The organism is Streptomyces sp. NPDC020597 (genome assembly GCF_044335095.1).
Taxonomy (GTDB): domain Bacteria; phylum Actinomycetota; class Actinomycetes; order Streptomycetales; family Streptomycetaceae; genus Streptomyces.
This window is the reverse complement of record NZ_JBIRUL010000006.1, coordinates 256,943-268,985: the sequence shown is the minus strand read 5'-3', so window position 1 is coordinate 268,985 and position 12,043 is coordinate 256,943. Positions and strand designations below refer to the sequence as shown.

Here is a 12,043-nt window from a genome sequence, read left to right as displayed (position 1 = left end):
TCTATGCCGGACCACTGACACGCGGACCGCTGCGCCGCGTACCTTCACCGGAGGGGAACGGGCACTCCCGCATCCCCTCGTCCGTTGGAGACGGCAGAGACGCCGTCGTACCCGTCATGCACCAGGAGGCACCCAGCGATGTCGGTTCCGCAGCTCGACGACGAGCACCGCGGCGAGCAGATCCTCGCCGTCTTCGACACCGCCTTCGGCGAGCTCCTGGCCGCCGACCCGGCCGCGTTCCGCGTGAAGTTCCGGAAGATGGCGGCCTCGGCCTTCGCGTTCTACCGGGGCACGGCCGGCCTCTTCTACCACGACCTGGACGCGGAGAAGCGGGGCGGTCCGTTCCTGGACGAGCGCACCTCGCGCGTGTGGATCCACGGCGACCTGCACGCGGAGAACTTCGGCACGTACATGGACGCCAACGGCCGGCTGATCTTCAACGTCAACGACTTCGACGAGGCGTACGTCGGCCCCTTCACCTGGGACCTCAAGCGCCTCTCCGCCTCCCTCGCCCTCATCGGGTACGCGAAGGCGCTCTCCGACGACCAGATCAGCGAACTGGTGGAGGTCTTCGCGGGCGCGTACCGCGAGCGCATCCACGCGCTGGCCACCGGCGCGAAGAGCGACGAGGTGCCGCCGTTCACCCTGGACACCGCCCAGGGCCCGCTGCTGGACGCCCTGCGCGACGCGCGTGCGCTGACCCGCTTCGGGCTGCTGGACTCGATGACCGAGATCCGTGACTTCGAGCGCCGCTTCGCGCCCGGCGGCGGCTCCATCGAGCTGGACGCGGCCACCCGCTACAAGGTGCTCGCCGCCTTCGACGGCTACCTGGAGACGCTGCCGGAGACGTCGCTGGCCCGCCCGGACTCCTACCGGGTCAAGGATGTCGTCGGCCGCCGCGGCATCGGCATCGGCTCGGCCGGTCTGCCGTCGTACAACATCCTCCTGGAGGGCCACAGCGACGCCCTGGAGAACGATGTCGTGATCTACATCAAGCAGGCGCAGACCCCGGCCGTCTCCCGGCACATCACCGACCCGGCGATCCGCGACTACTTCCGGCACGAGGGCCACCGCACGGTGATCTCCCAGCGTGCCCTCCAGCAGCACGCGGACCCGTGGCTGGGCTGGACCGAGCTCGGCGGCGCCGGTCAACTGGTCGCCGAGGTCTCGCCGTACGCCGTCGACCTGGACTGGGGCGACATCGACGACCCGGAGGAGATCGCGGGCGTCGTCGCCGACCTGGGCCGGGCCACCGCCACCATGCACGCGGCGGCGGACGACACCTCCGGCGAGTCCCTGGTCCCCTTCTCCACCGAGCGGGCCATCGACGCGGCGATCGCGGCCGACGAGGAGGGCTTCGCACCCCTTCTGGTCGACTTCGCGCACGGCTACGGCGCACGCGCGCGTGCCGACCACCAGATCTTCGTCGACCTCTTCCGCAACGGCCGGATTCCGGGTCTGTGACAGTAGGCCGTCTCACAGGGACTCTTTAGGGGTCCCCTACCGCAGTACGTGACACACTCTCCTCCGCTATGGACATATCCGGGACCCGCCTCAGAGCCGTACGCGCGGCGCTGTTCACGGCCTTCGTCGTGACGCTCAGCACCGCGTCGCACGTGCTGCTGTCGCGGGCCCCGCTGCCGCTCAACACGGTGGCCGCGGTCGCGGCCGCCGTGTTCGCCCTCGCGTACGCCCTCGCCGGCCGCGAGTGCGGCTTCGGGCGGATCGCCGCCTGGCTGATCCCGCTGGAGCTGGCGGCCGACACCGTCTTCACCACCGGCCAGCACGTCTGTTACGGCCGGGCCGGCGGCCCGGTCGCCGGCCCGCTGGCCTCGATCGGCTGGGACGTGCTGTGCGGCGACGGCACCCGCGTCGGCACCCCGCTGGCACAGGTCGCGGCCGGTCCCGGTCCCACGGGGCTGGGCGCAGACCTCGCCCATGTCTACCCGGCCGCCGCCTGGCTGCTGCTCGCCGCGCACGTGTGCGTCGGCCTGATCGCCGCTGCCTGGCTGCGCCGGGGCGAGCGGGCGCTCGTCCAGCTGCTGCGGGCGGCCACCGTGACCACCTTCCGGCCCCTGCTGGTCGCGGTGGCCGCCGTGACCGTGCGACGCGCCCCGGCGGCCCGCCGCCTGCCGCGGCCCGCTGGCCGCGCGGCCACCGCCCGTGACCGGCTCCTCGTGCACTCCCTGGGACGGCGTGGACCGCCGTGCTCGCCCGCCACGGTCTGACACAGACGCCCCGTCCGCACGGACGCCGGCACGGCCCGTCCGCACGGGCGATCTGCACGGGCGGTCTGCACGGGCGGTCTGCACGGACCGGGCACGCCGGGCACCACCTCAGTCCCTCAGTCCCCACACGAACTTCCGCGTACGACGTGTGCGCGTCCTTTTTGGAGATCACCATGAGCAAGCGGAACAGCGCTGCGGCGAAGACGGCGGCCCGGGAGCGGCTGCGCATCGAGCGCGAGCGCGAGGCCAAGCGCGCCAAGACCAAGCGTCAGATCATCGTGGGCCTCTCGGTCGTCGGCGTACTGGCCGCCGCCGGCGGCATAGGCTACGCGGTCGTCCAGGCCAACAAGCCCGCGTACTGGGACGACGTCAAGAGCCAGAAGCTCGTCAAGCCGGCCAACACCAGCGGCGAGGACGGCACGACCGTCGTCATCGGCAAGGCGGACGCGAAGAAGACCCTCGCGATGTACGAGGACCCGCGTTGCCCGATCTGCGCCCAGTTCGAGCAGACCGTCGGCCAGACCGTCGACAAGGACGTCGCGGCCGGCAAGTACAAGATCCAGTACGTGGGCGCCACATTCCTCGACGACAAGCTGACCGGCGAGGGCTCGAAGAACGCGCTGAGCGCTCTCGGCGCGGCGCTGAACGTCAGCCCCGAGGCCTTCCTGGAGTACAAGACCGCGTTGTACTCGACGAAGTACCACCCCGAGGAGAGCGACGACAAGTTCAAGGACGACTCGTACCTGATCAAGGTGGCGGACACGGTCTCGGCTCTGAAGAACAACGCCAAGTTCCAGAGCGCCGTGAAGAACGGCACCTATGACAAGTGGGCTCTCGTCATGAGCGCGAAGTTCGACTCGGACGGCAAGAAGTACAACATCGAGGGCACCCCGTCCCTCGTGATGGACGGCAAGCTGATCAAGGCCGCCAACGGCAACGTCCCCATGTCGGTCGCCGACTACGAGACCGCGATCGCCGCAGCGCTCAAGGGCTGAGCAACGGGAACGCCCCGGACCGGGGAACCGGTCCGTGGCGTTCCGCTCGGTATCCGGCTCCGCGTTGCGCGTGACTTCGCGCCTGGCATCGCGCTTTCACGGGCCTCGGGGACCGGCGTCCGACGCGCAGCCGAAGAGCGGGCGAACTTCTTTCCGGTTCGCCCGCTCTCGGTCGTACTGGTCAGTAATCTGATTGCCCGTGACCAGTCGATACAGATCCTCCACGAGCGCCGGCGTCCCGTCGCAGCGCTCCGACTCCCTTTCTCCGCGCCGCCGTACGGTCGTCAAGGCCGCGGCGGCGACCGCTGTGCTGGCGGGCCCGCTCGCCGCCGCGCTCCCGGCCCGGGCCGCCGCCCAGACCCCGGCGTTCCTGCACGGCCTCGCCTCCGGCGACCCGCTGCCCGACGGCATCCTGCTGTGGACCCGGGTGACGCCCGCCGCCGAGGCGACGCCGGGCTCCGGACTCGGCCCGGACACCGAGGTGAGTTGGGTCGTCGCCACGGACAGGGCGCTGACGAACATCGTCAACAAGGGCTCGACCACCGCCACCGCGGCCTCCGACCACACCGTCAAGGCCGACATCCGAGGCCTCCAGCCGGCCACCGACTACTACTTCCGCTTCTCGGCGGGCGGCGTCGAGACCCCGGTGGCGCGTACCCGCACCGCGCCGGCGGCGGACGCGGCCGTCACGGGTCTGCGCTTCGGCGTGGTCTCCTGCGCCAACTGGGAGGCCGGCTACTTCTCCTCGTACCGTCACCTCGCGGCCCGCGGCGACCTCGACGCCTGGCTGCATCTCGGCGACTACATCTACGAGTACGGCACCGGCCAGTACGGGGCCCGGGGCGCCGTCGTACGGCAGACCTCGCCCACCCACGAGATCCTCACGCTCGCCGACTACCGCACGCGGCAAGGCAAGTACAAGACGGACCCCGACCTTCAGGCCCTGCACGTGAAGGCGCCGGTCATCGCGATATGGGACGACCACGAGTTCGCCAACGACACCTGGTCGGGCGGCGCCGAGAACCACACCGAGGGCGCGGAGGGCGCCTGGTCGGCCCGTCAGGCGGCCGCGAAGCAGGCCTACTTCGAATGGATGCCGGTCCGACCCGCGATCGCCGGCACCACCTACCGGCGGCTGCGCTTCGGCAAGCTCGCCGACCTCTCCCTGCTGGACCTGCGTTCCTTCCGTTCCCAGCAGGTCAAGGTCGGCAACGGCACGGTCGACGACCCCGACCGCACGATCACCGGGCGCGCCCAGCTGGACTGGCTCAAGGCCGGGTTGAAGGCGTCGGACACCACCTGGCGGCTGGTCGGCAACTCGGTGATGATCTCGCCGTTCGTCATCGGCTCGCTCTCCGCGGACCTGTTCAAGCCGCTCGCCAAGCTGCTCGGCCTGCCGCAGGACGGCCTCGGCCTCAACACCGACCAGTGGGACGGCTACACCGACGACCGCCGCGAGCTCCTCGCCCACCTGCGTGCGAACGCCATCCGCAACACGGTGTTCCTGACCGGCGACATCCACATGGCGTGGGCCAACGACGTGCCGGTGGACGCCGGAACGTACCCGCTGTCGGCGTCGGCCGCCACCGAGTTCGTGGTCACGTCGGTGACCTCCGACAACCTCGACGACATCGTGAAGGTCCCCGAGGGCACGCTCACCGCGATCGCCTCGCCCGTCATCCGGGCCGCGAACCGGCACGTCCACTTCGTCGACACCGACCGCCACGGCTACGGCGTCCTGGACATCACCGCCGAACGCGCGCAGATGGACTACTACGTACTGTCGGACCGCACCAGCGCCACCGCGACCTCCTCCTGGCAGCGCTCCTACCGCACCCGCAGCGGCACCCAGAAGGTGGAACGGACGTACGACCCCGTCTAGGGCACTCAGCCGCTACAGGGTCTCGAGGAAGCCGAGCGCCACCCGCCAGGTGGCCTCGGCCGCCTCCTCGTCGTAGTCGGGCAGCCCGGGGTCGGTGTACAGGTGCCCGGCGCCCGCGTACCGGTAGACCTCGACGTCGGCGCCGGCCCGGCCCATCTGGAGGTACCAGGCGCTCAGCCAGTCGTCGGTCTCGAACGGATCCGGCTCGGCGACGTGCAGCTGCACCGGAAGATCGTCCACCAAGACGTTCGGCGCGAGGTCCGAGGTGCCGTGCAGAAGGAGCAGGCCGCGCGCCTTGTCGTCGCCGAGGGCGAGGGTCTGGGCGATCGACGCGCCCAGCGAGAACCCGGCGTACACCAGCCCGCGCTCCGAGTAGGGCGCGGCGGCCAGCACGGCTCTCTTCAGCAGCTCGTCCTTGCCGATCTCCTCGTTGTACGCCATGCCCTCCTCGACCGTGTCGAACGTGCGCCCCCCGAAGAGGTCGGGCGTCCAGACCTCGTGCCCGGCGGCACGCAGCCGGTCCGCCGCGGCACGCACCGCCGGCCGCGGACCGTAGGTCGAGTGAAAGAGCATGATGTTCATGCGCCCATGGTGCCAGCCCGCACCGACGGCCCCGCGCGTGCGCCTCTTCACACAAGTAACAGGTTCAGGACCCCGCCGGCCCGGTTACGTTCGAAGGCATGGAGAACCTGCTCCGCCCCGTGATCGTGGTGGGCGGCTCGGTGGTGCTGACCGTGCTCATCGGCTGGGCCACCGACCGCCTGCTGACCAAAGCCGACCGACGACACCCGGAGACCCCGCTGTGGGGCCTGCTGCGCCGTGGCCGCATCCCCTATCAGCTGGTGCTGTGCGCGGCGATGCTCAGAGGGTCCTACGACGAGGCGCAGCTGCTGGACCACCACAAGGTGGGCATCGGCCGGACCCTCACCCTGGTGCTGATCGGTTCGGCGGCCTGGCTGGTGATCCGCATCGCGGGGGCCGTCGTCGAGACGTCCTACTCGCGCTACGCGCGCGTGCACCGTGACGCGGCCCGGGTCCGGCGGGTGCGGACCCAGGTGTCGCTGATCATGCGGGTGGTCTCGGCCGTCGTCGGCGTCGTCGCGGCGGCCGCGATGCTGCTGGCGTTCCCCGCCATGCGCGCGGCGGGCGCCTCTCTGCTGGCCTCGGCCGGAATCCTCGGCATCGTCGCCGGTGTGGCCGCCCAGTCGACGCTGAGCAACATGTTCGCCGGCCTGCAGATCGCCTTCGGCGACATGGTGCGCATCGGCGACACGGTCGTGGTGGACGGCGAATGGGGCACGGTCGAGGAGATCACCCTGACCTTCCTCACCGTGCGGACCTGGGACGAGCGCCGGATCACCATGCCCGTGTCGTACTTCACCTCCAAGCCCTTCGAGAACTGGTCGCGCGGCACCCCGCAGATGACCGGCATCGTCTACTGGCACGTCGACCACGCGGCGCCGGTGGAGGCGATGCGCGAGAAGCTGCGCGACATCCTGCGCCAGTGCCCGGCCTGGGACGGCCGCGCCTGCGGTCTCGACGTCACCGACACCACGCCCAACACCATGCAGGTGAGGGCCCTGGTCACGGCCAAGGACGCCGACGACATCTGGACGGTGCGCGTCGCGGTCCGCGAGCAGATGATCCGCTGGCTGTCGAAGGAGCACCCGTACGCGCTTCCCCGGGTCAACACGGCGGACGCGGCGCTGCCTCCGGGGCGCGTCCCGGGCCAGTCGCCCCGCCCGACGGAGCGGCCCGCCGCGTCCACCAACATCCACTGACGAACCGCCGACGAACCGCCGACCGGCGGTTCCCGGGGGCCGCACCGTGACGGGGCGGCTCCCGCCCGTCCCGGTCCGGGCGGGCGGGGGCCGCCCCGCGCCTCACTTGAGGCTGCGCACGTCCAGGTGGCGCAGCACCCGGTCCACGATCTCCGGGTCGGCGCCCGGCTCGCTGCGCGCCGCCACCACCTCGTGCCGAGCCGCGCTCAGCATCTCCCCCTGGATCCGCCGCACCCGCTTCAGCCTGCGCACCCGATGGTCGTGCCCCTCCCGCCGCTCGTCCTCGCCCATGTCCGGACTGATCCGCAGCCCGATGTCGAAGGCCCGGCGCAGCATCTGCTCGGACAGCTCCTCCGACAGGTCCTCCTCGGCCTCGATCTCCCGCAGCCGCTGCTTCGCCGCCCTGGCCGCGCGCACGGCCAGTTCCTTCTCGAAGGCCTTCTCCCGGCCGGTGTCCGACTGGACGCCGAGCCGCTTCACCAGCCAGGGCAGGGTCAGCCCCTGCAGGACCAGCGTCGCCATGATCACGCCGAAGGCGATGAAGACGATCTCGTCGCGGTCCGGAAAGGGCCCGCCGTCGTCGGTCTTCAGCGGCACGGCCAGCGCCAGCGCCACCGAGGCCACCCCGCGCATCCCCGACCACCACATGACGAGGGTCTCCCGCCAGTTCGTCGGGATGTCCTCGAGGTGGTCCTTCCTGGCGTGCAGCCGTTGCGTCAGCCATGTCGCCGGCAGCAGCCACAGCAGCCGTACGACGACGACCACCGCCACGATCACCGCCGCCCACCCGAGCATCTCCCCCCACCGCCCGGACGCCGTGCGGATCGCGTTGTGCAGTTCCAGGCCGATCAGCCCGAACGCGACGCCCGTGACCAGCGTGTCGACGATGTCCCAGAAGGTGTGGCCGGCCAGCCGGGTCAGCACGTCGTCGGGGTCGGTGGCGTACTCGGCGAGGAACATCGCGGTGGTCAGCACCGCCAGCACCCCGGACCCGTGGAACTCCTCCGCCAGGACGTACGAGGCGTAGGGCACCAGGAGCGTCAGCCCGATCTGCAGCGTCGTGTCCCCGAGGACGTCCAGCAGCCGGTTCGCGCCCCAGCCCAGCGCGACGCCCACCGCCACCGCGACCACCGCGGACAGCACCAGGTCGAGTCCGGCCCGCCACGGGGAGAACGTCCCGCTCACGGCGGCGGCGATCGCGACGTGGTAGAGCACGATGGCCGTCACGTCGTTGAACAGCCCCTCGCCCTCCAGGATGGACACCAGCCGGCGGGGCAGCCCGAGCTGTCCGGCCACCGCGGTGGCCGCCACCGGGTCGGGCGGCGCGACCAGCGCACCCAGCGCCACCGCGGCGGCCACCGGCAGCCCCGGCACGATCGAGTGGGCCACGGCGGCCACACAGACCGTGGTGACGAACACCAGCGCCACGGCCAGCAGGAAGATCGGCCGCACGTTCGCCGCGAACTGCCGCCACGAGGTCCGCCGCACCGCCGCGTAGAGCAGCGGCGGCAGCAGGAGCGGCAGGATCAGATCCGGCGGGACCTCCACGTTGGGCACGAAGTCGAGCACCGCGAGGACTATGCCGAGCAGGGTCATCAGCACCGGAGCGGGCAGTCCGAACCGGTCCCCCACGGGGACGCTCACCACGGCCCCGAGCAACAGGACGAACAGCAGGGCCAACTGGTCCACGGTCAGCGCTCCGGGTCTAGACGATCAGTGCATCCAGGCCCTCAGCGTCGCACGCCCGCCGTCCGCTACAGCGGACGGCGCATGGACCGGTGCGGGATACCCGCCTCCAGGTCCTCCGGCCCGTAGGCCGTGTACCCCAGACGTTCGTAGAAACCCAGCGCCTGCGTCTGCGCGTGCAGGTCCACGGCGGTGAGCCCCCGCGCGCGTGCCGCGTCCTCGACGGCCCGCACCAGGGCGACCCCGACGCCCAGCCCGCGCGCCTCGCGCGTCACGGCGAGCCGCCCGAGCGACCCCACCGAAGGGTCGCCGCCGGTCCTGGCCGCGGCGGCCTCGCCGAACAGCAGCCGCCCGGTGCCGAGCGCGACCCCGTCCTCGCGGACCGCCAGCAGGTGCACGGCACAGGCGTCGTGCTCGTCGTACTCCAGGTCCTCGGGGACGCCCTGTTCGCCGACGAAGACCTCCTTGCGCACCGCGAAGCACGCCTCCCGGTCGGCGAGGTCCTCGGCCACGCGCACCGTGTACACGGGCGCGCCGCTCATCCGTAGGTCTCCTCGCGGACCTGGTCCAGGGCCTTCTGCAGGTCCTCGGGGTAGTCGCTGGCGAACTCCGCCCACTGCCCGTCGCCGGGGTGCTCGAAGCCCAGCCGCACGGCGTGCAGCCACTGCCGGGTCAGGTGCAGCCGCTTGGAGAGCGTCGGGTCGGCCCCGTACGTCAGGTCGCCCACGCAGGGGTGGCGGTGGGCGGCCATGTGCACGCGGATCTGGTGCGTGCGGCCCGTCTCCAGCTTCACGTCCAGCAGGGAGGCCGCGCGGAAGGCCTCGATCAGGTCGTAGTGCGTGACCGAGGGCTTGCCCTCGGCGGTGACCGCCCACTTGTAGTCGTGCTGCGGGTGGCGGCCGATGGGCGCGTCGATCGTGCCGCTGGTCGGGTCGGGGTGGCCCTGGACGAGCGTGTGGTAGCGCTTGTCGACCGTGCGCTCCTTGAACTGGCGCTTGAGCGAGGTGTAGGCGCGCTCGGACTTGGCGACCACCATCAGACCGGAGGTGCCGACGTCGAGCCGGTGCACGATGCCCTGACGCTCGGCGGCCCCCGAGGTGGAGACGCGGTAGCCGGCCGCGGCCAGCCCGCCGATGACGGTGGGGCCGCTCCAGCCGGGCGACGGGTGCGCGGCCACGCCGACGGGCTTGACGATCACGACCACGTCGTCGTCGTCGTGGACGATCTCCATGCCCTCGACCGGCTCGGCGACGACCTGCACGGGCGCCGGGGCCTGCGGCATCTCGACCTCCAGCCAGGCCCCGCCGCTGACCCGCTCGGACTTGCCGACCACCGAGCCGTCGACCGTGACCTTCCCCGCCGCGGCCAGCTCGGCGGCCTTCGTACGGGAGAAGCCGAACATGCGGGAGATGGCGGCGTCGACGCGCTCGCCCTCCAGGCCGTCCGGCACGGGCAGGGTACGGATCTCGGGAATCGTGCTCACCCGTCGAGTATGCCGGACGCCCGCGACACCGCCGTACGGGCCTGTGGACAACCCGTGGCCGCCGGGTCCGGGTCAGTCCTTGTGGACGGTCCCGTCCGGGTCGAGTCCCTTGAAGGAGAGCAGGACGATCAGGATGCCGCCGCACACGATCGCCGAGTCGGCGAGGTTGAAGACCGCGAAGTGCTTCGGCGCGATGAAGTCCACGACCGCGCCCTCGAAGACGCCCGGCGCCCGGAAGATCCGGTCGGTGAGGTTGCCCAGCGCGCCGCCGAGCAGCAGACCGAGCGCGATCGCCCAGGGCAGGCTGTACAGCTTGCGCGCGAGCCGGGCGATCACCACGATCACCGCGGTGGCGATCACCGTGAAGATGACGGTGAAGGCCTCGCCGAAGCCGAAGGCCGCGCCCGCGTTGCGGATGGCCTCGAACCGCAGCCAGTCCCCGACGATGTCGATCGGCGCGTGGTGCTCCAGCTTGGCGACCACGACCATCTTGCTGACCAGGTCCAGTGCGTAGGCGAACGCGGCGACGGCGAAGAGCACGGCGATGCGGCGCCGGCCCCTCGGCCGCGCTCCGGCGCTCTCCTGCCCGCCCGGGCCGGACGACTGCTCCGGCTCGGACCCCGCCTCTGGGGTGTCCGGCGTACCGATGACGCGCTCCGCCTCTGCCACGTGAGTCCCTCAACCTAGGTACCTGACTGAGCACGAGGGTACGGCACGCCCCCCGCCTGCCAGGTGATCAGTACCGGCGCTCCTGCTTCTGCTTGCACTCGACGCACAGCGTGGCCCTCGGGAAGGCCTGCATCCGGGCCTTCCCGATGGCGTTGCCGCAGTTCTCGCACAGCCCGTAGGTGCCGGCGTCCAGCCGTTCCAGGGCGTGCTCGGTCTGGATCAGCATCTCGCGCGCGTTGGCGGCCAGCGCCAGTTCGTGCTCGCGCGTGATGTTCTTGGTGCCGGTGTCGGCCTGGTCGTCGCCCGCGCCGTCTCCCGAGTCCCGCATCAGCCCCGTGAGGGCCGCCTCGGACGCGGCCAGCTCCGCCCGCAGCCGCGCCTGCTCGGAGTCGAGCTCCGTACGGGCCTCCTCGACCTCCTCGGGCGTCCACGGATCCTCGCCGGGGCGCACCGCGAGCTCGCCCGGCTCCGCCGCGGCGAGGCGTGCCTTGGGGACGGCGGTCTTCGCCGCCGTGGCCGTACCCGGAGTCTTCTTCGCAACCACAGTCGTGGCTCCCGTCTGCTCCGCGGCCGAGGCCGCGCCCACCTTCTTGGCCGTGTTCTTCCTGCCCGCGCTCGTCGCGGCCACGCTCTTCCCGCCGGTCGCCTTCGAGGCCGGTTCCTTCCCGGCCGTCGCCTTCCCGGCGCCGGCCTTCCCCGCGGCCGTCCTCGACGCGGCCGCCTTCTTCTTCGAGGCGGTCCTCGCGGCCGACGTCCGCTTCGCGGCCGCCTTCCCGGCGGCCTCACCGGCGGAGGCGCCCTCGGGGATGTCTTCGGGGACGTCCTCGGGTGCGGCGCCCGACTTCGCCGCCGCCTTCCCGGACGCCGCCTTCCCTGGCGAGGCCTTGCCGGACGCCTTCCGCTCCGCCTTCTTCGTGCCGGCGGCGGCGGACGACCGTACGGACTTCACCGCCTTCACGGCCTTCACCGCCTTCACGGCCTTCACGTCCTCGGCCGGGCCGCCGGGAGCGTCCGTGGACGTTCCGGACGCCGGCTGCTGTACGGCGGTCTTCTTCGCCACCATGGCCGCGGCCCCTTCACATTTTGTGATCTTGCACGCAAATCGTGCTGGGACGATAAATCGACTTGGAGCCCGCGGCAACGGGGCACACCGCCCGATTCGCCCGCCTCGCGCACGCCACGCGGCAAGCCTGCATCCGTTGTGCCCAGCTCCCCGCCGGGTAATCCGCCGCACGGGACGTCCCGGTCCGCACACGCGCGCGGCATCGAGCCCGGCAGCCATTCGGGGCATCCGGGCCCCGGCCGCGGGCCGCGCCCGA

The 12,043-nt window shown here is 71.7% G+C and carries 11 protein-coding genes; 5 read left to right on the top strand and 6 right to left on the bottom strand.

Annotated elements, in window-relative coordinates:
- Positions 1-138: 138 nt before the first annotated feature.
- The 4 genes from ACH4ZA_RS13690 to ACH4ZA_RS13675 all read left to right on the top strand — a co-directional run bounded on the left by ACH4ZA_RS13690 (position 139) and on the right by ACH4ZA_RS13675 (position 5,105).
- Entirely contained in the window at positions 139-1,464 is a 1,326-nt protein-coding gene (locus ACH4ZA_RS13690; RefSeq protein WP_319276758.1) for a DUF2252 domain-containing protein, read from the top strand.
- A gap of 68 nt (positions 1,465-1,532) precedes the next feature.
- Positions 1,533-2,228 (top strand): hypothetical protein, encoded by a 696-nt coding sequence (locus ACH4ZA_RS13685; RefSeq protein ID WP_398429455.1) that lies wholly within the window; start codon positions 1,533-1,535, stop codon positions 2,226-2,228.
- 173 nt (positions 2,229-2,401) lie between these two features.
- The gene (locus tag ACH4ZA_RS13680) at positions 2,402-3,223 is read left to right on the top strand and encodes a thioredoxin domain-containing protein (RefSeq protein ID WP_398429453.1); all 822 of its coding nucleotides are present in this window, start codon (positions 2,402-2,404) and stop codon (positions 3,221-3,223) included.
- Positions 3,224-3,422: 199 nt separating this feature from the next.
- Positions 3,423-5,105 (top strand): alkaline phosphatase D family protein, encoded by a 1,683-nt coding sequence (locus ACH4ZA_RS13675; RefSeq protein ID WP_398429451.1) that lies wholly within the window; start codon positions 3,423-3,425, stop codon positions 5,103-5,105.
- A gap of 12 nt (positions 5,106-5,117) precedes the next feature.
- On the opposite strand, the gene ACH4ZA_RS13670 is transcribed toward ACH4ZA_RS13675, so the two are convergent.
- Positions 5,118-5,687, bottom strand: coding sequence for a dienelactone hydrolase family protein (locus ACH4ZA_RS13670; protein ID WP_398429449.1), 570 nt, complete (start codon positions 5,685-5,687; stop codon positions 5,118-5,120).
- 98 nt (positions 5,688-5,785) lie between these two features.
- Here ACH4ZA_RS13670 and ACH4ZA_RS13665 point away from each other — a divergent pair, with 98 nt between their 5' ends.
- Entirely contained in the window at positions 5,786-6,886 is a 1,101-nt protein-coding gene (locus tag ACH4ZA_RS13665; RefSeq protein WP_398429447.1) for a mechanosensitive ion channel family protein, read from the top strand.
- 102 nt (positions 6,887-6,988) lie between these two features.
- Here the strand turns inward: ACH4ZA_RS13665 and ACH4ZA_RS13660 are convergent, their stop codons facing one another.
- The 5 genes from ACH4ZA_RS13660 to ACH4ZA_RS13640 all read right to left on the bottom strand — a co-directional run bounded on the left by ACH4ZA_RS13660 (position 6,989) and on the right by ACH4ZA_RS13640 (position 11,787).
- On the bottom strand, positions 6,989-8,575 hold the full coding sequence (locus tag ACH4ZA_RS13660) for a Na+/H+ antiporter (RefSeq protein WP_398429446.1): 1,587 nt from the start codon (positions 8,573-8,575) through the stop codon (positions 6,989-6,991).
- 65 nt (positions 8,576-8,640) lie between these two features.
- The gene (locus ACH4ZA_RS13655; protein ID WP_319281333.1) at positions 8,641-9,114 is read right to left on the bottom strand and encodes a GNAT family N-acetyltransferase; all 474 of its coding nucleotides are present in this window, start codon (positions 9,112-9,114) and stop codon (positions 8,641-8,643) included.
- Positions 9,111-10,055, bottom strand: coding sequence for an RluA family pseudouridine synthase (locus ACH4ZA_RS13650; RefSeq protein ID WP_319281334.1), 945 nt, complete (start codon positions 10,053-10,055; stop codon positions 9,111-9,113). The genes ACH4ZA_RS13655 and ACH4ZA_RS13650 overlap by 4 nt, the downstream gene beginning before the upstream one ends.
- A gap of 72 nt (positions 10,056-10,127) precedes the next feature.
- A complete protein-coding gene (gene lspA, locus ACH4ZA_RS13645; RefSeq protein ID WP_319281335.1) occupies positions 10,128-10,724 on the bottom strand; it encodes a signal peptidase II in 597 nt (198 codons plus the stop codon).
- A 67-nt stretch (positions 10,725-10,791) separates the two neighbouring features.
- The gene (locus ACH4ZA_RS13640; RefSeq protein ID WP_319281337.1) at positions 10,792-11,787 is read right to left on the bottom strand and encodes a TraR/DksA family transcriptional regulator; all 996 of its coding nucleotides are present in this window, start codon (positions 11,785-11,787) and stop codon (positions 10,792-10,794) included.
- Positions 11,788-12,043: the final 256 nt, after the last annotated feature.